A 22,253-nucleotide genomic window follows, 5' to 3' on the forward strand; every position below is an offset into this window, starting at 1 on the left:
CCAACAAATTGCAAATGACAAAAAACGTACAACGTAGAACTTATAACGTATAACTAACATGACAACGGCGAAAAGACTAAACGGCATAGGTGAATATTATTTTTCTCAAAAGCTAAGAGAAATAGACGAACTGAATAAGCAAGGCAAAAACATTATCAACCTGGGTATTGGAAGTCCGGACCTTCCGCCACATCCTGATGTGATTAAAGTTCTGCAGGATGAAAGTGCAAAGCCCAATGTGCATGCTTATCAGAACTACAAAGGTTCTCCTGTATTACGTAAGGCTTTCGCTGATTGGTACAGCAAATGGTATGGAGTTGAGTTGAATGTCGATACGGAAATACTACCACTGATCGGAAGCAAGGAAGGTATTATGCATATCTGCATGACTTACCTGAACGAAGGCGATGTAGTATTGGCACCCAATCCCGGTTATCCAACGTATAGAAGTGCAGCTAAGTTAGCCGGTGGAACTATCAAAGAATATTCTTTAAAAGAAAGCACCAACTGGTTTCCTGATTTTGAAGAGTTGGAAGCTTTCGTCAGGGAGGGTAACGTTAAGTTGATGTTCGTGAACTATCCGCAGATGCCAACAGGCCAGCTTCCTACAACTGAGTTGTTTGAGCAGTTGGTGGCATTTGCTAAAAAGCATAATGTCCTGCTTGTTCATGATAATCCGTACAGCTTTATCCTGAATAACAATCCCCAAAGCCTGTTAAGTGTGGCGGGCGCAAAAGATGTGGCGATTGAACTAAATTCATTAAGTAAATCACAAAATATGGCGGGCTGGCGCGTAGGGGTGCTGGTTGGTGCTAAAGATAGAATTGATGAAGTATTGCGTTTTAAAAGCAATATGGATAGCGGCATGTTCCTTCCTGTACAACTGGCGGCTGCAAAAGCTTTGAGCCTGGAGCAGGACTGGTACGATAGCGTAAATAAAGTGTATGGGGAAAGACGTTCTAAGGTTTATGAATTACTCGATACACTAAAATGTGAATATTCAAAGGACCAGGTAGGTATGTTCATGTGGGCGAAGATTCCTGATGATTATAAAGATTGCTATGCAATTGCAGATGAAGTGTTGTACAACAGCAATGTGTTTATAACACCCGGAGGAATATTTGGAACAGAAGGCGAGCGCTATATAAGAATTAGTTTGTGCGGTTCAATCGAACGCTTTGAAGAAGCAATAAGGAGGATATCTGATGTCTGATTTTTTGATCGCTGATCTCTTAAGTGCAACAGCAATAGTAGATATCAAAACGGTTGATTTTCGGACTTTATAAAATTAATCAAAAGCTTAGCACCAACGCAGATCAGACATCAGACATCAAAAAATCTGAGAACGAAGAAGAATCTCTGATTTTTTGATCGCTGATCTCTTAAGTACAACAGCAATAGCAGATATCAAAACGGTTGATTTTCGGACTTTGTAAAATTAATCAAAAGCTTAGCACCAAAGCAGATCAGACATCAGACATCAAAAAATCTGAGATTAATAATTGTCACGCTCTCGCATTAAAACAAATCAGAGATCGGACATCTAAAAATCAGCGATAAAGAAAATGGTTGTTACAATAATAGGCATAGGATTAATCGGGGGTTCAATGGCTCTGACATTGAAGGAGAAGGGTTTTGCCGATAGTGTAATCGGTGTGGATGCAAAAGAAGAACATCAGCAAAAGGCGTTGGAACTGGGACTTGTAGATGAAATACTTCCGCTGGAAGAGGCAGTAAAAAAATCAGACGTTGTTGTGTTGGCCATCCCGGTAAATGCCTGCGTTAAAGTATTGCCGCAGATCCTGAACTGGGTAGACAAACAAGTGGTGATAGATGCAGGTTCAACGAAAGGCAGTTTAATAGCAGCCGTAAAAAATCATCCTAAAAGAAAAAGATACGTCCCTACACATCCGATGTGGGGGACGGAGTATTCCGGACCTGAAGCAGCAATAAGAGGTGGTTTCGTCAATAAGGCAACTGTTATCTGTAGCAAGGAGGATAGCGATGCGGACGCGGTTGAGGTTGCAGAACAATTGTACAAAACACTTGGTATGCACCTAGTGTACATGAATGCAGAGGCCCACGATGTACATGTGGCATATATCAGTCATATTTCTCATATAACATCATTCGCCCTGGCTAATACCGTATTGGAGAAGGAAAAAGAAGAGGACGCCATTTTTGAACTGGCAAGTGCGGGTTTTGAAAGTACTGTGAGGCTGGCGAAAAGTAACCCGGCCATGTGGGTGCCGATATTCATGCAGAATAAAGAGAATGTATTAGATGTTTTAAATGAGCATATTTCCCAGTTGCGCAAGTTCAAAGCCTGCCTCGAAAAGGAGAACTATGAATACTTGCAGGAGTTGATTGAGAATGCGAATAAGATCAGGAGGATCATTAAATAATTGATAATGGACAAGTGATAATTGACGATGCGGTTCGGTTTGGGATGGAATACGATTTAACAAATAGCGCAGCGGAGATAACTAAAAGCTCACAGCTGATAGCTTGAAAATCAGCATGAATTATAAAAAAAATAATATAGCATAGAGCAAGGATAATCCAACAAATCAATTGATACGTGCTTTTTCGGGGTTACCTTTGCGCAAATATTAAATAGTAATGATAACATTTGAAGGATTGGGATTAGAAGAGCGATTGGTAAAGGCTACCAGTGAATTAGGCTTTGTTAATCCTACTGCCATACAGGAAAAGGCTATTCCTGTTTTGTTAAGTGGCACAAAAGATTTGATTGGTCTGGCGCAGACCGGTACGGGTAAAACAGCTGCATTTAGTTTGCCGTTGTTGCAGTTGATTGATGCGGAACAAAAGCATCCTCAGGCGTTGGTGGTTTGTCCAACACGTGAGCTTTGTCTGCAGATAGTTAAAGAAATAGAGCAATTTAAAAAACATATAAAAGGTGTTCATGTAGTTGCGGTTTATGGTGGAGCTTCAATCGGATTGCAGATAAGAGATTTGAAAAGAGGTGTGCAGATTGTTGTGGCAACTCCGGGAAGATTGATTGATCTGATTGAGCGTAAAGCCATCAACCTGGAAGAAATTGAATATGTGGTTTTGGATGAGGCGGATGAAATGTTGAACATGGGCTTTAAAGAAGATATCGAATTCATTCTTCAAAACACGCCTAAACGTGAAAGTACCTGGTTGTTCAGTGCGACAATGCCGCCAGAAATTCGCAAGGTGAGCAAACGTTACATGACAGACCCGATTGAGGTTACAGTTGGCAAGGTTAACACCGCCAATAAAAACATCGATCATCAGTACTACGTAACAACTGCACATCAACGTTATCAGTCGTTGAAAAGACTGATCGATTTTAATCCTGGTATCTATGGCATCATCTTTACGCGTACCAAAGCTGATGCCCAGGAAATTGCAGAGAAACTTACTCGTGAGGGTTATGATATAGATGCATTGCATGGTGATTTAACCCAGCAACAACGTGATAAGGTAATGGGGCAGTTCCGCGATAAAAGTCTGCAGTTATTAATTGCTACGGACGTTGCGGCAAGAGGTATAGATGTTCAGGGAATCACACACGTAATTAACTATGAGCTTCCTGATGATGTGGAAGTTTACACACACAGAAGCGGTAGAACAGGACGCGCGGGCAACACTGGTATTTGTATGAGCATTGTGCATGCAAGGGAATTGTACAGGCTAAGACAAATTCAGAACATTGTAAACTCGCCTTTCAACAGGTTGGAAATACCAAGCGGTAAAGATGTTTGTCGCAAGCAGTTCTTCTACTTTATGGATAAATTACTGCAAACAGATATCAGCCATGGGGACTATGAAACTTATGTTCCAATGCTCGCTGAAAAATTTGCAGACGTTTCTAAGGAAGAAGTACTGAAGCGGGTAGCGGCAATGGAGTTCGATAGATTTTTGAAATATTATGAAAATGCCGAAGATCTGAATGTTAGAGAGCAATCACGTGATGCCCGCGGAAGAGACAGGGCTGGTGCTAGAAGAGACGATCAAAGAGGTGGCCGTGAAAGAGGAAATTACAATGCAGCCGGTAACGGTGAAATGACGCGACTCTTTGTAAATCTTGGAAGCAAAGACGGTTTCTATAAAGCAAGTTTCCTTCAGTTCATTCTTGACATGAGTGATTTGAGAAAAGATGTGTTAGGAAGAATAGACATGAAGGAAATGAATAGCTGGATCGAAATTGACAAACGTGCAGCTGGACAAATGATCAAAGCCATTGATGGTAAAAACTACAAAGGCAGAAGGATCAGAATGAACGACGCAAACAGCAGATAGTAATTGATAATTGACAATGGATAATTGACAACTGACAATTAATTCCAAGCGTTCATTTTCAATTATCCATTTTCAATTTTCAATTAAAAAAATAAAGTAAAGACCACGATATGCAAGCAACACAATCAGCAGCCAAAGAATTGGTGCAGGAAAAATGGAACAAGCGTCCATTGATTATTTCCGGTCCGTGCAGTGCCGAGACCGAAGAGCAGGTATTGGAAACAGCCGTACGTTTACATAAAACAGGTAAAGTAGATGTAATGCGCGCAGGTATTTGGAAACCCCGTACCAGGCCCGGAAGTTTTGAAGGCATTGGAACCAAAGGCTTGCCCTGGATGCAACAGGCTAAAAAATTAACCGGTATTCCGGTTGCAGTGGAAGTTGCTACAGCTAAACAGGTAGAAGATGCATTGCATTTTGATGTAGATATTCTTTGGATTGGTGCACGCACAACCGTGAACCCATTCAGCGTACAGGAAGTTGCAGATGCTTTGCGTGGCGTAGATGTTCCTGTATTGATCAAGAACCCGATCAACCCTGATCTGGAACTGTGGATCGGTGCAGTTGAACGTGTAGCCAAAGCAGGTATTAAGCAAATCGGTTTAATTCACCGTGGCTTTAGCTCTTACGGTAATACAGAATACCGTAACGCGCCAATGTGGCACCTGGCTATCGAAATGAAACGCCGCAATCCTGAGTTGATGATGATCAACGATCCTTCACATATCTGCGGCCGCAGAGACATTCTTCAGGATGTTGCTCAAAAAGCAATTGACCTGGATTTCGATGGTTTGATCATTGAGAGCCATATCGATCCTGATAAAGCATGGAGCGATGCTAAACAACAGATCACTCCTGAGCGTTTGGCTGAAATGCTAGACAGCATTGCATGGCGTAAAGAAGATGTTGCATCTGAAGAGTATCATGCAGCATTGGAAAAATTACGTCAGCAGATCAACCACCTGGATGATGAGTTGATGCAGATTCTTGGTCAGCGTATGAAAATTGCTGAGAACATAGGTCAGTACAAGAAAGAAAACAACATCACCATCCTTCAGACAAACCGCTGGAACGAGATCCTGGAAAGAGCTTACAACAGAGGCGAGAAAATAGGATTAAGCAAAGAGTTCATCACCAAATATTTTGATGCGGTACACATGGAAAGTATCAACCATCAGAATAAGATCATGAATTCATAGTCAATACAAAGTACGAGTTACGAAGTTAGAAGTACTTAGTTTTTCGGCTTCGTAACTCCATACTTACCCGTTTCCAACCATTTCAGCGTGATCGATTAAGTGAACGGCTTACACCTGGGTACTTCGTACTTCGTAATTCGTACTTTAACCGCCTTCTCGCTTTAACCAACGCTTCGCCTCGTAATGACAAAAAAAGTTATTAGTTTTTCCACGGCATCAACTTCCTTTTACTTCGATGCATCTTTTGATCTTCTCGAAAAGCTTACATCAAAAGAAAATTCAGTCATCATTACTGATGAAAATATCTTCAACAAAAACGGTAAGAAATTCAAAGGCTGGAACACAATTGTATTAAAAGCCGGAGAAGAATTTAAAGTGCAGGCAACTGTTGATTCTATCATAGACCAGATGATCAGTTACGGCCTGGACAGAAAATCTTTTGTGGTAGGTGTTGGTGGAGGTGTGGTTACGGATATTGCAGGATATGTGGCTAGTATTTACATGCGTGGTGTTAAGTTTGGCTTTGTGCCAACATCCATACTTGCAATGGTAGACGCTTCCATAGGAGGTAAGAATGGTATTGATGTAGGAGCCTATAAAAATATGGTTGGCCTTATTCGCCAGCCTTCTTTTTTGCTGTACGATTATTCTTTGCTGAAGAGCTTGCCTAAAGAACAATGGGTAAATGGATTTGCTGAAATTATTAAACATGCCTGCATTAAAGATGCCGCCATGTTTAAACTATTAGAGCAACATAAACTTACCGATTTTCAAAAGGATAAGATTTTGCTGAATAAACTCATTCAGCGTAACGCATTGATAAAAGCCAAAGTAGTTGAGCAGGATGAATTTGAGCAGGGTGATAGAAAACTGCTGAACTTTGGTCACACACTTGGCCACGCTATTGAAAATAAATACCAGTTACCACACGGTTACGCGGTATCAATAGGAATGGTAGTAGCGGCTTACTTAAGTGTAAATGAGGCTGGTTTTAAAGGAGTAGAAAGATTGGTGAGCCTGATTGAAAAATATGGCCTGCCTGCTTTTGCTCAATTCGATGTAGAAGAAGCGATCCAAATGATGCGTGCAGATAAAAAACGCATCAAAGATGAATTGCATTATGTGCTGTTGGAAAAGATTGGCAAAGGCATCATTAAACCATTAACAACAAAAGAAATTCAGCCGATTCTTGAGCAATTGGCAGGGTAGAGGTAGTGAAAAGTGAATGGTGAATAGTGAAAGGTGAAGCATGCTGATAAAACTCAAGCCTTACACCTCAAACCTTACACCTGAAGCCTTACACCTGGAACCTTACACCTAATACAACAAACATGAGCGACACACATACATCATATAAAGCAACGGTACAACCATCAGTATTAAAGGGAAATATTTTTGCGCCGGCATCTAAAAGCTCCATGCAAAGAGCATGTGCTGCTGCGCTGGTAAGAAAAGGAGAAAGCAATATCACCAACCCTGGTATCAGCAACGACGATAAAGCGGCACTTGGCGTAATAGAAGCACTGGGAGCAAAATGGAAAATCGAAGACGAGATTTTAAAAGTGAACAGCGAAGGCGTTAATGCTGCCGGAAATGAGATTAATTGCGGCGAGAGTGGACTTGGTATTAGGATGTTTGCGCCACTGGTTGCATTAAATAAGCATGAAATCACCATCAATGGGGAAGGAAGTTTGCTGACAAGGCCGATGGACTTCTTTGATGAAGTACTTCCTGCGTTGAGCGTTTCTGTTAATTCTAACGGAGGCAAATTACCGTTGAAGATAAAGGGGCCTTTGCAACCTTCAAATATTACCATTGACGGATCACTGAGTTCTCAGTTTTTGACCGGTTTGTTGATGGCTTATGCAGCTGCAGATGCGAGTGATGTGAGCATTAAGGTAATTGATCTTAAAAGCAAGCCTTATGTAGACCTTACATTGAAAGTGATGCAGGATTTTGGCCTGAAACTGCCTGAGAACAGGAATTATGAAGAATTTTATTTTCCTGCAATACCGGTAAATCAAAATGCGACGGTAATTGATTACACTGTGGAAGGAGACTGGAGCGGCGGCGCATTTTTACTGGTAGCCGGCGCTGTTAATGGTGATATTGTTGTGAAAGGATTGGATGTGGCTTCTACACAGGCCGATAAGGCTGTGTTGCAGGCTTTGATTGATTGTGGCTGTAAGATTTCCATCCAGGATGCACAGATTGAAATAAGCAGTGCTCCGCTAAAAGCATTTCATTTTAATGCGACGGATTGTCCTGACCTGTTTCCTCCATTAGTAGCTTTGGCTTCTTATTGCGAAGGGACAACGGTTATTGAAGGCGTTCATCGCTTAACACATAAAGAAAGCAATCGTGCATTAACGTTGCAGGATGAGTTCGGTAAGATGGGCGTGGAAATAGAATTGCAGGATAACCTGATGCTGATTAAAGGCGGCAAAGGTGTAAAAGGTACGAAAGTGCATTCCCGTTACGATCACCGTATTGCAATGGCTTGTGCTGTAGCAGCATTAAAAGCAGAAGGCGATACAGAGATCGAAGAGGCTCAGGCGGTAGGAAAATCCTATCCTAATTTCTTTGAGCATATTCAACAACTAGGCGCGAAAGTGGAGAAAGCGTAAAGCGTAAAGCTTAAAGCCCAAAGCCTAAAGCTGAAAACTTAGAACTCATTGAAGATTGTAAACATATTTAAAGTTGGGTACTTCGTACTTCGTAATTCGTACCTGGAACAAAGTGTGATTGAATAGAAAGCACGATCTCAACTATTAATTTAACTAACTTGATATGAATAGCTTCGGACGTATATTTCGTGTAAACATTTTTGGTGAATCGCACGGCGAAAGTGCGGGTATTAATATTGACGGTGTTCCGGCAGGATTGGCATTGAGTGTTGAAGATTTTTTAGAGGATATTGAAAGAAGAAAAGGTGGTACACAAAAAGGAACAACACCAAGACAAGAGAGCGATCTGCCTATTTTCAAAAGCGGCATTTTCAATAATACGACAACCGGTGCGCCCATCACCATTTTGTTTGAAAACAACAATACACGTTCCGGTGACTATCAAAAGCAACGCGCTGTTCCACGTCCGGGTCACGCAGATTTTGTTGCACATAAGAAGTTTGGTGGATTCGAAGATTATCGTGGCGGCGGACATTTCAGCGGCAGATTAACTGTTTGTCTTGTTGCTGCTGGTGTTATTGCAAAAAAGTTGCTGGATCAAATCACCGTAAAATCAACCATCCTTGAAATTGGTGGTGAAGCTGATCTGGAGAAAGGCCTGCAAAAAGCTATTGATGCAAAAGATTCTATTGGTGGTATTGTTGAATGCCGGGTGAATGGTTTGCCAATTGGATTGGGAGAACCATTCTTTGACAGTGCTGAGTCCTTACTGGCCCATGCCGTGTTCGCTATTCCTGCTGTTCGTGGTGTTGAATTTGGTACAGGTTTCGCGGCTGCAAAAATGTTTGGTGTAGAACATAACGATGCAATCCTTGACGAAAGCGGTAAAACACGCACCAACCACGCCGGCGGTATTGTTGGTGGCATCACAAACAGCAATGAACTGGTATTTCGCATCGCTATAAAACCAACATCATCTACACCAAAAGAACAACAGACGTGGAACTGGGAGACAAATGAAATTGAGTCGTTCTCGGTTAAAGGTCGTCATGATCTTTGCATAGCGTTACGCGTGCCCGTTGTTTTGGAAGCAGTAACTGCCATGGTTCTTGCCGACTTAATGTTGCTTGAGCAGCATATTCCGAGAATTTTACCAGCTAAAGCTTAAGAATCTTCAGCTATGAGCAATAAAATAATTTATCACGTAACAACAAAAGGAGAGTGGGAGATAGCGTTAGATAATGGCTTCTATGAAGCCCCCTCTCTTTACGCTGAAGGTTTTATTCATTGCAGCGAAGAACACCAGGTGGAAGGTGTGCTAAAGCGATATTTTGAAGGAAAGGCGCCTTTAATTAAACTGGTAATTGATCCAAATAAATTAAACCAGCGGCTGCAGTATGATTTTTCGCCGAAAATGAATGATACATTTCCCCACATCTACGGCAGGATCAATATTGATGCGATCATTGAGGCGATAGAGTTATAACATGACGGCTAATTCAGACGATTTTTTTTGGGATAATATTTGTTCTACACTTTCAAAGTCATAGCTTATTTGTCCTACACTTTGAAAAGTGTAGGACAAATAAGCTGATTTTTGAAGCCTTCAATAAATATTTTATGCATGATTTTATCATAAACGCATCTATTCAAATTGTTCCGGTTGTACAGGACAGACATCCCTATGAGTGGGTAGATGAAGCCATCGCCGTTATTCAGCAATCAGGCATCAAATATGAAGTAGGAGCTTTTAATACGGTGCTGGAAGGGCGATATGAAGACGTGATGAAAGTGATCGACGATGTAAATGAATTCCTCTACTTTAAAGGATGCAGTGAATGGATCAGTAATGTGCAGATCCAGATCCGCAGTAACGGCGATATAACTGCTAATGAAAAGACCGATAAATTCCGGCAATAAATTTTTTTCAGATCGTCGCTAAGCGGCACCTTTAGACAATACACATATTTATAGCGTCGTCTTGCATTTTCTTACTATCTTACGGTATTACTGTCTTACTATTTTAATACTATGGCGCAAAACAAATGTCTTTTTAATCACGGCATAGATACCGTAATTATCAGGGTGTCTGATATTAAGGAAGCAAGAAAGTGGTATTGTGATGTTCTTGGATTAACGCCGGTTTGGGATGATCCTGTCGAGGATCTTGTAGTATTTGAAACGGGCGGCATGACAAGTCTTACAATATGGCAAAGTGATCAGCCCATTAAAGTTGATAAAAAAACAGGTTCTTATCCCATCTTTAAGACTACAGAGATAGAAAAGGCTTATCAGCAATTGAAAGATAAAGGCGTTAATGTGGACGAGCTGGTTGATGAAACATTGTTGAAATACTTTTTTTTCTATGATGGAGACGGAAATATCTTGGAGGCATGCCAGGTAGAGCAGTAATTGCATTTACTGATTATCGATCAACGGTCAAATTCAAATCCATGAAACGGGGCATCCTTTTATTTCTGTCATTTATAGTCTCTGTCCACGCTTTTTCGCAACAATCCATAAATCAACTGATCCTCAAAAAAGACTATCTGTCTGTTAAAGAAAGCTTGCTCCAACAACAAGCACCGGTACTTTCCGGGGATCAATTTGCTATTTATTCCGCCGTACTTTTAAATGCGTTCGGCAATGCGGACAGCTCTATGCAAATACTTAGCCGGCTTGAAAGAATAGATGGCATAAAGGATGATACGTTGGCGTACCTGTATTATAAAACGGTATATGATAATTACATAAAACTTTTTGAGTACAAAAAAGCGTTTGATGCGGGGACTGCATTGCTTCAACGATATCCGCAGTTTATTGATCCAGGTGATCTGGAAGATGAAAAAGAAGCCCTTAAAATCTGGCAAATGGTTCAAAATATTCCTCCTCAAAAAATACTTCAACCAGATAAAACCAATATTCATTTTACAAAAGATAAAGCCAACTTGTGGAATCTTCCGGTAGCTAATAAAGACAGCAGCTACGATTTTGTCTTTGATTCAGGAGCCGGTATTTCAACTATTACGGATACCTATGCCGGGTTACTTGGTCTTAAGTATATCAACAATGCGACTGTTAGTATCAGAAGTGGTATCACTGGCATTCCTACCCGGGCGAAAATGGCCTATGCAGAGTCATTGCGTATTGGCGATATCGAAATAACGAACAGCTTGTTTCTTGTCTTTCCGGACACTGCATTAAGTTTTGCAAATGGTGCATATAATATCAATGGGATCATCGGCTTTCCCGTTATTAAGGAAATGGGAACACTTAATTTTTCAGAAAATGAACTAGAGGTTACCAGGAGCCGGCGAGAAAATGATCCTGCTCCCAATCTGGCAATGGATGAATTAAAGCCGGTTATTTATCTTAGTTACAAAGGGGGATTGCTGCCGTTTACATTTGATTTCGGCGCTCAAAGCACCATGTTTAGCGATGTTTTCTACAGATCTTTTAAAAGCGATTTTCAGACCAATTGCGTAGACACAGTTTTACGCGTTGGAGGAACCTCAGGAGAAAAAGTAATGCAGGTTGTTAAATGTCCGATGCTGGAATTGAAATGTAATAATGCAGTAATAAAGTTAACGGATGCAATTGTCAGCAAGGACACACTTAGTACCAATGCAGATATTTATTATGGCAATATTGGCCAGGATGTAATCGGGCAATTCAAAACCATGATCATCGATTTTAAGCAGAGCTATGTAAAATTTGAATAACTAAATACAGTTACTCAGAGTAATACGGAGTAGACGTGGAGTAGACGTGGAGTTGCACAGAGATAAAACCCAACGTAAATGAGGACAGATTTCATCTAAACGAAATTGTAGTGCTATTACTTGCCTAAATCATCAAAACTCACATCAAGCGCTTCAAAGTTTCCGGGCCATGAATAATGCCACCATTCAGTCTCAAGAGGCTTAAATCCATATTTGATCATCGTTTCTTTTAAAAGCTTTCTGTTGGCCAGAACTTTTGGAGGTAAAGCAGTGTAGCTGTGATGCGCCGAATCCGTAAAGTTGTCAAAAGCCGTCCCCATATCCAATTCTTTCTTTGTCTTCAGATCAATGATCGTCAGATCCACCGCCGCACCTTTATTGTGACCGCTCGCTTTAGCCGGATTTGCAACGTAGCGCTCATCATTGATAAGCTCCCAGAATTTTTTGGTAACGCTATAGGGTCTGTATGCATCAAATATTTTGAGTCCGTAATTTTTTGAAGAAAGTGCTGCCTGTACTTTCTGCAAGGCTTTAGCTGCAGGCAATCGCAAATATGTATCGTTGGTTTTAGAAGGGTATAATGCCTGGTGTGTAAAGTTATTGGTGGATGCATAAGAAAGTTCTATGGCTATGTCAGGAATAAGCGTTGATAAGGATACCATCTGTTTATTGCTGTCAAGATCAATAGTATGTTCAAGCAATTTTTTTGTAGTTATAACTGCTACCTTATATTTGTTTTTCGGCACAATAATTGACGATTGGGCCGCGACATAACCCGAAACCAATAACATGACAAGGAATTTCAAGAAAGAATACCTATATTTCATCATAGCAACGCAAGGATACAAAAGAAAATATCAAATAGCTTGATTATGAAATTTGGCGCTGTAATTATTTTTTTACTGTGTGTTTCTCCATTGCTTGCTCAGTCTGACGCTGCAGATAGCAGCCATGTTGTTTATGGAATAGCCAGTTTCTATAGTAAAAGTCTCCAGGGAACCAAAACGTCTACCGGGGAAAAATTCGATCACGATTTGCCTACTGCGGCCAGCAACAACTTTAAGCTCGGCACATGGGTAAGAATAACAAATCTGCGCAATGGTAAATCTGTTGTTGTGAGGATCAATGACCGCATGCATAAGAGCATGTCAAAGAAAGGGCGCGTTGTTGATGTAACCCGATCAGCGGCTGTTGAACTTGATTTTGTCAAACGAGGCCTTACGAGAGTAAAGGTAGAGGAGGTACCGAAGGGAACGACAGAGTGAGGAGGATGTACGATGTTAGATGTACGGTGTTAGATGTAAGGAGATGTCTGATTTTTATGTATGATGTACGATTTTAGATGTTCGATGTAGATGCAATGTTAGATTTAGATGTACTGGTTAGCGATATGTGTGATGTATGTTTTTTTATTTTCCGATTTTTTTGATATCTGACTTGTAGGTGCTGATTTCGCCTTCACCTGAATTGATACCTGGACAACAGAAGATTAGCTCATAGCTTACAGCTTACCTGATACCTTACGCCTGATACCTAATGCCTCACGCCTCCTGCCTTCCCAAAATTTCTTCTCCACTCAATGAAACATATTTTAAAATTTGTGCTATTTTAGTAAGATTGAAAATCACTGTACCTATTATAAATTGCGTGTATGAAGAAAGTGATGCTTTCTCTTTTTACATTTACCCTTGTTTTTGTTCATGCCCAAAAGACAAGTTTTAAAAAGAAGCCCACTCTTGCTATACATCTTGTGCTGAATGATTTCAATACTGCAGACCTTATCAAGAAAAATTCTTTGGGATCTGTGCTGAATAATAAAGACTGGAGCAGGATAAAAGATATGGACGCGGGATTTGCTCTCCAATATTTACAGGGAATAACGAACGGAATAGATCTCGCTGCAAGAATGGATATAACATACCTTGATTATCTGTTTAAGAACAGACCTCCTTTGGGTACGGATAATCCGTTGCTTGAAACAGACTTCAGTGCACATGCCAAGTTGCTTCCGGACAATTATCTCGTTTCTCCTTATGTTGCATGCGGAGTAGGTATATCCAAATACACCTCATACTGGGGCCTGTATATGCCGCTGGGCGCCGGCTTACAAATAAGTCTTGGTCCTGCGGAAGTTTATTTCTTTACGGACTTTCAATACCGTGTTCCACTTACATCGAACGTAAACAATCATTTCAACTATTCTATAGGGTTTGGTGCACCAATAGGTGGAAGAAATAATGATAAATCGACTCCTGTATCTCCATTTTAATTTATACTCAACTGATAGTTTGTGAGTTAACTGATTGGTGTTTCGGCGCTGATAAATAAGTTGCTATTGCGTAGCGTTTTTCTTAAATTGTATATTCAATCCCGTGTTGTTAAGCGAGTGTTGCCCTAATTTGTTCACCATTAAAACAAGTGCCAATGAATATTGAATTTAAACATATCGGGCAGTTGGTAACTGCAACAGTAATCCTCAAAACCGGTCAATTGCGTGACACCGTTTTGGTTATCCCGAAGAAGATCATGCAGGGTATAAGTGAGTTGCTGTTTTACCAGGATCCGGATGGAGAATGGCGCACTGATACAGAGTTCGAAAAAGATTATCCTGCTACGGTAAATAATATCAAATCAGCCATTTTTTACGATTGCTAAATTGCCCGGACTTTTGAAACGATTGCCTGTTATTCAACTCTTTTATTGCCATTACTTCTGTTTCCAGTCCTGACTATCTTACTACATACTTAATATTAGCCTGCTTTAGGTAAAGCAAGATTTAAAATTATGTACAAAAATAAAAGGCCGTTAAAGGCCTTTTATTTTTAACTGTACCTGGTATATGATTGGTTTGTCAAACCTGGAGTTGTTGAAAGGAATGAAGCGCCTCATAATTATGTACTTCGTACCTGCCTGAACGTGTTCAGTACGGGCAGGCTTCGTAAATTGTACTTGCCATACGATTAATCATCATGTCCATGACCATGTCCGCGTCCATGACCTTTATAATGTCCGTTGCCGTTACCATGACCACCTTTGTATTCTTTTACTACATAGTGCCTGTTGTCACGAATAACCTGTTGTTTGCCATACCATCCTCTGTAGCATGAATATTTATCACGATAGTAAGGAGCACGCAAATAGGGTCTTGGCTCATTAACTACAACTTTATAGCCTCTGTACATATCGTAATTCCTGTAGCGTACTGGTAAAGATGCAGCAAAGATCCATCGGCCACCGTCCAGGTAAACATACTGGCGTTGCGGTACATTATAATAGACGTCAATATCCGGCATGTAGTAATAGTCTACGTAATCGTATCCTACAGGGCCCCAGGCTGGCTGGCTGCCAATATTAAGATTCACATTTACTCTAACCTGTGCAGAAGCATTATTGTAAATAAACCCTGCGGCCATTACCATTGCTATTAGTGTTATCTTTTTCATTGTTAGTTGTTTACTGAAACTAATACCTAATAGCATGCCAGTGGCAATTTGAATTTGTTTAAGAAATGTGAAAGCATTTAAAAAATTACAGGTTTAATCTAATAGCCGAAAAGTCTGCGCATTTTGCCGTAATATCCCAACTAAAATGGCGGCATAAACGCAATTTTTTTAAAAAAAATCTGTTTCAAATCGAATTCATCACGCCCCATCCGGTGCACGCATCCCAGCCTTTTTTCGCCTTGTATCCTTGCTGGGTTGACGTGGTAATGTTGTTACCTTTTGTAATATCTCTGCAAAACTTAGCCGGTGTGCTATACAAGCCCGGGTGTACATAGCCGGCAGCCATGCCTTTCGCCTCGTTAACCAAAGCAATTAAGCCGGCCATTAACGGGGCCACCGCACTTGTGCCTCCAATGGGAAATGTTTGTCCGTCAACCCGCACTCTGTAGCCGGTTTGAGGATCGGCGTTTCCTGCTATATCCGGCAGTCCTCGTCCTTTAAAACCGGTACTTACAGATTTTGGAATTTTTGTTTTGGACTGAAAAGTTGGTCTTGTAAAGAAATCACTTACTCCGCCTCCTGTTGCACCCATATTTTTAGCTGATTCGTTCCAAACAATTTCAGAGGAAACGGCATTGTTCTGAATGGCCAGTTTGGTGCCCCCGCAAGCAAGTATATAAGGACTGGAAGAAGGAAAGTCAACATGTGCTTTTCCGTCGCTCACGCGGTCTGCAGAACCGTCATCCCCTGCTGCTGCGCAAATCGTAATGCCAAGCACTGCTGCAGCTTTGAAGGCTTCATTATAACTGTTTAGTGATTGGGTTGTCCATGCGTTTTCTGCAGCTCCCCAGCTGATTGAAATAACCGATGGCTTGTTCTTCGTATCATGTACTGCGGTTGTAATTGCATCGAGAAAGCCCTTGTCCGTGTTGGGAGCGAAGTATACTACTATTTTGGACTTAGGAGCTATTGCGCCGGCTACTTCAATGTCCAGCGCCACTTCAGCATCCGCGCTGTTGATTTCTCCTGTTGGCGTATTTTTTCCTCCATCAATTGACACAGCTTTCACTGAAGGGCTGCTCACGCCTATACTTTTGAAATAAGCAGTAAGATCCTTTCTCTTATAACCTCCCCCAAGTTCAATTATGCCGATGCATTGTCCCTCGCCTGTCTGGTTAGGCGGAAATCCATAAGCCATTCCTACATCCACTGGTGAATATCCCTGGAAAGTGGCTGCGTTAGGGCGTATCATACCAACCGGCTGACTCATTCTGAACATTGGCCTGGCCACCGGACGGTTATCCAATCCAAATACACCTTCTATCACGTTTTCCAAATCGGCCGGTACATTGATGTAGCCGGTGCGTGTTCTGAAAACAGTGCCGTCCGGATGCTTGTGATGGGACAGCGTAAGTTGAAAAGCTTTTTCAAAATCGATGGCTCTTCCATGTGCAATAATTGTGCGGCGGGCGCTGTCAGATTCCACAACTGAAAGTTTATTTTCTTTGAGAAACTTTTCAACCCGGGCCATATCTTCTGCAGATGCACCGAACATTTTCTCGTATTCGGCATGCGAGTATCTTTTTCCCTGTTCCAATGTTTTTTCAATGCTTTGTTTTCTTCTGACCCGGATGGTGACATCCATTTTTTCGTTCCTGCTACCTTTTGTGGTTGTAGTTTCCGGGGATGGCGCGGCTTTTGCGCTGCCACGCAGTTGTACATAATTTGTTTTTGTTGGCATATAGCAACGTTTTTTATGCCTACTCTTGTTCCGTTTTCGGCTTTCCGGTGCTTACTTGTTTTTTTAAAGTCGTGTTTCTGCGATTAAACGACTATTATTCAGCAGGGAAATTGAAAAGACCTGGCAGCTAATCCTTCGTGCATAAAACAATAGCGGTTTTTGTTAAATGAGTGCATCATTTTTTTGCCGTCTATGCAACAAAGTATTTGCTTATGCATTGGGGGTACTTACAAAATATTATTGAAGGTTGACAACTATCTACCGGCAGCAGGAGAGACTACAAAGTTTGAAAATGCCCGTGAAAGTTGCAAGTAGAAAATGTGAAAATTAGGGCATAAAAAAAGACCGGAAAAATTCCGGCCTTCCTGAATATTGATTGTTTCTGTTAAACATATTTGGTAACACCTGGTTTTGCAACGGCGTAGTAGCCTTCTGCATCAGGGGTAACGGGAGGAACAGTATCCCATGTATAAGTTTTAGGATGAAGATCAAGACCGCTATTGATAGCTTTGTCCCATTCAATAATCTGTCCGCTATAAGTTGCCATTCTACCCAGAATTGATGTCATAGAGCTTTTGGCGCCGTTTTCAGCCTGGTCAAATTTGTATTCACCTTTGGCAATTGCTTCAAACAGTTCATCATGCTCTGTCTGGTATGGGTTATTTTCAGCTTTTCTATCGTACTGGTATAACACTTTTCCTTTATGATCAACAATGTTAGCAGCACCTGTTTGGATCTTTCCTTTGGTACCTACAAACAGCTCATCCACTTTGCTCATAGTACCAGGAATGTGACGGCACTGGCTGTTCAGAATAAATCCATCAGCATAATGGAACTCAACATAGTGGTGGTCGAAGATTTCGCCGTACTCTTTACCGGTACGTACCTGTCTTCCGCCCATACCTTGCGCCTTGATTGGATAGCTTCCTTTAAACCAGTTAATAACGTCAAGATTGTGAATATGTTGTTCAGTGATATGATCACCACACAACCAAACGAAATAGTACCAGTTACGCATTTGGTATTCCATTTCAGTTTGACCCGGTTTGCGCGGACGAACCCAAACGCCATCGTTATTCCACCACGCCTGTGCAGATGTCATTTCACCGATCAGGTCTTTACGTTTGATCAGTTCGCGGTATGAATTCTGGAAATGGCGTTGCAATCCAACTACCACATTCAGTTTCTTTTGTTTGGCAGTCTGTGCCGCAGCTAAAACCCTTTGTACACCTGCAGGATCAGTAGCCACAGGTTTTTCCATGAAGATGTGCTTGTTTTGTTTTACAGCTTCTTCAAAATGGATGGGGCGGAAGCCGGGAGGTGTAGCCAGGATAACTACATCGGCTAACGCTATGGCCTTTTGGTAGGCATCAAAGCCTACAAATTTGCGGTCCTCAGGAACGTCAATACGGCTGGCGTCAATTTCGCCATTGGTAGTAAGTTCTTTGTATGCACCGTCAAGCCTGTCCCTGAAAGCATCAGCCATGGCAACAAGCTTTATGTTCTGTTTGGTAAGCAGAGCCTGGCTTGCAGCGCCGGTTCCGCGGCCGCCACAGCCAATTAGCGCGATTTTTATTACATCGCTGGAGCCGGAAAAGTAATTGGCTCTTGTGAGAAAAGGAGCAGCCATCAAGCCGCCTGCGATAAGTGATGTTTGCTTCACAAAGTTGCGGCGTGAAGTTTGGTTGTTGTTTGCATCGTTAGTCATACAAAATTTTGTTTTAAAGTGGTTTTATTTTGTACCGAGATATTTATTGAAAAAAGCGTTTATTTCATCTGCCGAGGGCTGCTGTAAAGGGCGAACCAACCTGAATCCAACCTGCATGCCGTCTGTCAGCCACCATTTGCTTTTGGGCATCTGTGGGTCTCTTTTGTTCCATGAAGCTAGCGATTTATCACGAGCTGCGCATCTTAAAGCAGATGCATTATCCATGTAACCGCCGCCTCTTACTGACTTTGGATATTTGCTTGCGGGTGGAATAACAGGATTATTTGCGGTGGCGCCTATTGTTGTAAAATAATTTGCATCATATTGATCAAGCGTCCATTCAGCAACGTTGCCGAGCATATCGTATAATCCCCATGCATTGGGCTTCTTTTGCCCAACCTGGTGATATTTATTTCCACTGTTTGATGCGAACCAGGCGTATTCTTTCAATTTAGAACTGTCATCTCCAAAATAATAAGCTGTTGGTTTACCTGCGCGGCTGGCATATTCCCATTCAGCTTCGCTTGGTAAACGGTAGAACTGACCGGTTTTCTTGTACAGCCATCTGCAATACATTAAAGCTGTCATATGAGACATGCTATTTACGGGATATCCGCCAACCTTACCCATTCCCCAGCTTAGATCTATATATTGTGGTGTTGGTCTTGTTACTGCATCAACCTCTGAGTTTACGCTGGTATTCTGATCATTAAAGAAAAGGAGAAACTCATCATAAGTAACTTCATGCTCGCCCATCCAGAACGCGGCAATTGAAACACTTTTTTGGGGTCCTTCATCGGGTTTATGAAGTTTGTCTTTATCACTGCTTCCCATTGTGAATGAACCACCCTGAATAGGAACCATTTTAAATTTTACTGAAGAACCCGGAATAGTTGTCTGATAAGCGGTAAAATCTTTGTTTTGAGCGTTAATAACTGAAAATAATAGTAATCCCTGTAAAAGAAGTAAACATTTCATGATGGTATAGTGCAATAATGAGGGCTAAATATATTCAACATTCGGTTTTAAACCGCGCCCGGCTAATAATTTTTTGCTAGTGTGAAGCGTTTGTGCTTAAATTTAAACCTCAATTATACAATTATTAATCTATGCAACGTAGAAAATTTGTGCACCAATCACTGCTTGCGGGTGCCTCTGTTTTTGCTGCCTCTGCCGTTAAAGCTGCCAACGATGAAAAAGATCTGTCAGTTAATGCTGACAAGCCTTTTAACCTCAATTACGCTATTCATGATGGAATGTTTAAAAATAATGGCGGCAAAGATTTTGTCGATCAGATAAAATACGCTTACGATTTGGGATTCAGATCAATTGAAGATAATGGCATGACCGGCCGCTCAGTTGAAGACCAGAAAAAAATAGGTGATACACTGACAAAACTCGGTATGACGATGGGCGTTTTCGTAGTAGATAAAGGTGGCAACTCTGCAAATTCACTTTCTACCGGTAAAGCCGAATACCTGGAAATATTTTTGAAAGGATGCCGCCAGGCCGTTGAAGTTGCCAAACGTGTAAATGCAAAATGGGTAACTGTTGTTCCGGGAAATTTTGAAAGGCATTTGCCGATTGGGATCCAAACCGCGAATGTTGTTGATGCCTTACGCAAAGGCGCAGCCATTCTTGAGCCAAATAATATTGTGATGGTGCTGGAACCGCTGAGTGACTCGCCTGATCTGTTCTTACAGACATCTGATCAGACGTACGAAATATGTAAAGCTGTAAACAGCCCGTCCTGCAAAATATTGTTCGACATGTACCACATGCAAAAAAATGAGGGAAACATGATCCACAATATTGATCTCTGCTGGGATGAAATAGCTTATTTCCAGATAGGTGACAACCCCGGAAGAAATGAACCAACAACTGGTGAGGTTAACTACAAAAATATTTTCAAACACATCTACAATAAAGGTTACAAAGGCGTTCTCGGTATGGAACACGGCAATTCTCAACCGGGTAAAGAAGGTGAGATGGCATTGCTGAAAGCTTACCGCGACAGTGATAGCTTTATGTAGCTGTGAGCTATCAGCTCTTAGCTCTTAGCCGTTAGCTGCAAATTTTTTAAGGCCGTTCACATTTTTGTGAGCGGTTTTTTTTGAGGTATCAGGTTTCAGGTGTCAGGTATCAGGTAGCACAAAGTGTGAAGCATAAGGTATAAGGTGTAAAATATAAGGTATAAGGATTAAGGTATAAGGATTAAGGTATAAGGATTAAGGTATAAGGCGTAAGTTAAGAGTGCTTAGGTTTAAGAGCCAGGTAAGGCTGTGTCAGGCAACTATAATTTTTAATTTAGCTATAGCTGTGCTCTAAAGTTGATTGCACCCAATTAGCCTGCTGCACCGAAAGAAATCAGAGATGAAAAAATCCGACATCAGACATTCGCATATTTCCCATCCGCACATTTGCACATCTACACATTTGCACATTCGCACATTTTTCCATCCGCCATTTTCCCCGCCTGACTGACGCAGTCGGGCAGGAATTCTCCACTTTCAATTTTCAATTATATCAATCCTTAAATCCACCAATCCCCTAAATCCCGGTCCAGAAAAAAATCCCAATCAAAAAAAATCTTTCCAATCTTAGCGTTTGACTAAAAAAATTAGTATTTTGCAGCTAAATCACTTAGTTATGAGTTATGCCGGAAAAAATCTTCGTTATCTGCGCAAACTTCGCGGCTGGACACAAGAAGAATTTGCGAACAAACTTAAAATTAAACGTTCGCTGGTAGGTGCTTATGAAGAAGAGCGGGCTGAGCCACGCCTTGATGTGCTTGAAAATATCTGCAGCATTTTTAAGTTGAGCCTGGATGACTTGCTGTTGAAAGATGTTACAGCGCAAAAAAGCGGAGGCAGCTACTTAGATAAAAGAAGGCAGTTAAAAATGAGCTCTGACAGCCAGGTGATCCATTTTGTTCCTGTTAAGGCTGCAGCCGGCTATCTGGCAGGTTATGCAGATCCTGAGTTTGTGGACGAGCTGAATACTTTTACTTTACCAATGCTGGCGCCGGGCCATTACCGCGCGTTTGAAATTGTCGGCGATAGTATGTTGCCAACACCCAGCGGCAGTGTTATTGTAGGAGAGAAGGTGGAAGATGTGGAAGACTTGAAGACAAACAATACCTATATAGTTATATCCAAAAACGAAGGCATTGTTTATAAAAGAGTGGTCCGCAACAACAAAGTAAAGACCCGTGTAACACTGGTTAGCGATAACCCGCAGTTTGAGCCGTACCAGGTTAGCGTAGAGGACATTCTGGAAGTATGGAAAGCACAAATGGTTATTACCAAAGCCAATACTGTTCAACGCTGGGATGTGAATCACCTTGCTTCTTTGGTAACAGATTTGCAGGACCAGGTGAGTAGTTTGAAGAAGAAAATGAACTAGGAGGCAATTCAAAATTCAAAAGTAAAAATTCAAAAATAGTTTCGACTATAAATGAAACTATGTTTCACTTGAATATTTGAGTTGACGATTGGCAGGTAAAAAACTAAAGCTCTTGCAA

General features: G+C 41.3%; 21 protein-coding genes. 16 read left to right on the forward strand and 5 right to left on the reverse strand.

The genetic code is table 11. The features are described 5' to 3' along the window. Window positions 1-58 precede the first annotated feature (58 nt). The 11 genes from QTN47_RS04360 (at window position 59) to QTN47_RS04410 (ending at window position 11,838) form a co-directional block, all read left to right on the forward strand. Window positions 59-1,213, forward strand: a complete 1,155-nt coding sequence (locus QTN47_RS04360) for a pyridoxal phosphate-dependent aminotransferase (protein WP_369328102.1) — start codon at window positions 59-61, stop codon at window positions 1,211-1,213. A gap of 352 nt (window positions 1,214-1,565) precedes the next feature. After that, window positions 1,566-2,405: a prephenate dehydrogenase gene (locus QTN47_RS04365; RefSeq protein WP_369328103.1), complete on the forward strand. Its 840-nt coding sequence runs from the start codon at window positions 1,566-1,568 to the stop codon at window positions 2,403-2,405. A 217-nt stretch (window positions 2,406-2,622) separates the two neighbouring features. Further along, on the forward strand, window positions 2,623-4,290 hold the full coding sequence (locus QTN47_RS04370) for a DEAD/DEAH box helicase (RefSeq protein ID WP_369328104.1): 1,668 nt from the start codon (window positions 2,623-2,625) through the stop codon (window positions 4,288-4,290). A gap of 110 nt (window positions 4,291-4,400) precedes the next feature. Next, window positions 4,401-5,489 (forward strand): chorismate mutase, encoded by a 1,089-nt coding sequence (locus QTN47_RS04375; RefSeq protein ID WP_369328105.1) that lies wholly within the window; start codon window positions 4,401-4,403, stop codon window positions 5,487-5,489. Window positions 5,490-5,672: 183 nt separating this feature from the next. Then, window positions 5,673-6,698 carry a 3-dehydroquinate synthase gene (aroB, locus tag QTN47_RS04380; protein WP_369328106.1) on the forward strand — a complete coding sequence of 342 codons (1,026 nt, stop codon included), beginning with the start codon at window positions 5,673-5,675 and terminating at the stop codon, window positions 6,696-6,698. Between the two features lie 122 nt (window positions 6,699-6,820). After that, complete coding sequence (gene aroA, locus QTN47_RS04385; protein ID WP_369328107.1) at window positions 6,821-8,116, forward strand: 3-phosphoshikimate 1-carboxyvinyltransferase; 1,296 nt, start codon at window positions 6,821-6,823, stop codon at window positions 8,114-8,116. Between the two features lie 163 nt (window positions 8,117-8,279). Continuing rightward, entirely contained in the window at window positions 8,280-9,284 is a 1,005-nt protein-coding gene (locus tag QTN47_RS04390; protein WP_369328108.1) for a chorismate synthase, read from the forward strand. A gap of 12 nt (window positions 9,285-9,296) precedes the next feature. Continuing rightward, on the forward strand, window positions 9,297-9,602 hold the full coding sequence (locus QTN47_RS04395) for a DUF952 domain-containing protein (protein ID WP_369328109.1): 306 nt from the start codon (window positions 9,297-9,299) through the stop codon (window positions 9,600-9,602). A gap of 134 nt (window positions 9,603-9,736) precedes the next feature. After that, window positions 9,737-10,036: a thiamine-binding protein gene (locus QTN47_RS04400; protein ID WP_369328110.1), complete on the forward strand. Its 300-nt coding sequence runs from the start codon at window positions 9,737-9,739 to the stop codon at window positions 10,034-10,036. Between the two features lie 111 nt (window positions 10,037-10,147). Next, the gene (locus QTN47_RS04405; RefSeq protein ID WP_369328111.1) at window positions 10,148-10,528 is read left to right on the forward strand and encodes a VOC family protein; all 381 of its coding nucleotides are present in this window, start codon (window positions 10,148-10,150) and stop codon (window positions 10,526-10,528) included. Window positions 10,529-10,569: 41 nt separating this feature from the next. Beyond that, the gene (locus tag QTN47_RS04410) at window positions 10,570-11,838 is read left to right on the forward strand and encodes a retropepsin-like aspartic protease (protein ID WP_369328112.1); all 1,269 of its coding nucleotides are present in this window, start codon (window positions 10,570-10,572) and stop codon (window positions 11,836-11,838) included. 116 nt (window positions 11,839-11,954) lie between these two features. Here the strand turns inward: QTN47_RS04410 and QTN47_RS04415 are convergent, their stop codons facing one another. Continuing rightward, window positions 11,955-12,629 carry a M15 family metallopeptidase gene (locus QTN47_RS04415; protein ID WP_369328113.1) on the reverse strand — a complete coding sequence of 225 codons (675 nt, stop codon included), beginning with the start codon at window positions 12,627-12,629 and terminating at the stop codon, window positions 11,955-11,957. 81 nt (window positions 12,630-12,710) lie between these two features. Between QTN47_RS04415 and QTN47_RS04420 the strand changes: the two genes are divergently transcribed. The 3 genes from QTN47_RS04420 to QTN47_RS04430 all read left to right on the forward strand — a co-directional run bounded on the left by QTN47_RS04420 (window position 12,711) and on the right by QTN47_RS04430 (window position 14,493). Then, window positions 12,711-13,103 carry a septal ring lytic transglycosylase RlpA family protein gene (locus QTN47_RS04420; protein WP_369328114.1) on the forward strand — a complete coding sequence of 131 codons (393 nt, stop codon included), beginning with the start codon at window positions 12,711-12,713 and terminating at the stop codon, window positions 13,101-13,103. A 386-nt stretch (window positions 13,104-13,489) separates the two neighbouring features. Then, window positions 13,490-14,107, forward strand: coding sequence for a hypothetical protein (locus tag QTN47_RS04425; protein ID WP_369328115.1), 618 nt, complete (start codon window positions 13,490-13,492; stop codon window positions 14,105-14,107). A 155-nt stretch (window positions 14,108-14,262) separates the two neighbouring features. Further along, window positions 14,263-14,493 carry a hypothetical protein gene (locus QTN47_RS04430; RefSeq protein WP_369328116.1) on the forward strand — a complete coding sequence of 77 codons (231 nt, stop codon included), beginning with the start codon at window positions 14,263-14,265 and terminating at the stop codon, window positions 14,491-14,493. Between the two features lie 305 nt (window positions 14,494-14,798). Here the strand turns inward: QTN47_RS04430 and QTN47_RS04435 are convergent, their stop codons facing one another. The 4 genes from QTN47_RS04435 to QTN47_RS04450 all read right to left on the reverse strand — a co-directional run bounded on the left by QTN47_RS04435 (window position 14,799) and on the right by QTN47_RS04450 (window position 19,708). After that, window positions 14,799-15,281, reverse strand: coding sequence for a hypothetical protein (locus QTN47_RS04435; RefSeq protein WP_369328117.1), 483 nt, complete (start codon window positions 15,279-15,281; stop codon window positions 14,799-14,801). 184 nt (window positions 15,282-15,465) lie between these two features. Further along, a complete protein-coding gene (locus QTN47_RS04440; protein ID WP_369328118.1) occupies window positions 15,466-17,022 on the reverse strand; it encodes a S53 family peptidase in 1,557 nt (518 codons plus the stop codon). Between the two features lie 385 nt (window positions 17,023-17,407). Next, on the reverse strand, window positions 17,408-18,730 hold the full coding sequence (locus tag QTN47_RS04445; RefSeq protein WP_369328119.1) for a Gfo/Idh/MocA family protein: 1,323 nt from the start codon (window positions 18,728-18,730) through the stop codon (window positions 17,408-17,410). A gap of 24 nt (window positions 18,731-18,754) precedes the next feature. Further along, on the reverse strand, window positions 18,755-19,708 hold the full coding sequence (locus QTN47_RS04450; protein WP_369328120.1) for a formylglycine-generating enzyme family protein: 954 nt from the start codon (window positions 19,706-19,708) through the stop codon (window positions 18,755-18,757). Window positions 19,709-19,839: 131 nt separating this feature from the next. Between QTN47_RS04450 and QTN47_RS04455 the strand changes: the two genes are divergently transcribed. Both QTN47_RS04455 and QTN47_RS04460 read left to right on the forward strand, forming a co-directional pair. Then, window positions 19,840-20,763: a hydroxypyruvate isomerase family protein gene (locus QTN47_RS04455; protein ID WP_369328121.1), complete on the forward strand. Its 924-nt coding sequence runs from the start codon at window positions 19,840-19,842 to the stop codon at window positions 20,761-20,763. A gap of 616 nt (window positions 20,764-21,379) precedes the next feature. Continuing rightward, on the forward strand, window positions 21,380-22,135 hold the full coding sequence (locus QTN47_RS04460) for a helix-turn-helix domain-containing protein (protein WP_369328122.1): 756 nt from the start codon (window positions 21,380-21,382) through the stop codon (window positions 22,133-22,135). Window positions 22,136-22,253: the final 118 nt, after the last annotated feature.

This window comes from Danxiaibacter flavus, assembly GCF_041060425.1.
Lineage (GTDB): Bacteria > Bacteroidota > Bacteroidia > Chitinophagales > Chitinophagaceae > Danxiaibacter > Danxiaibacter flavus.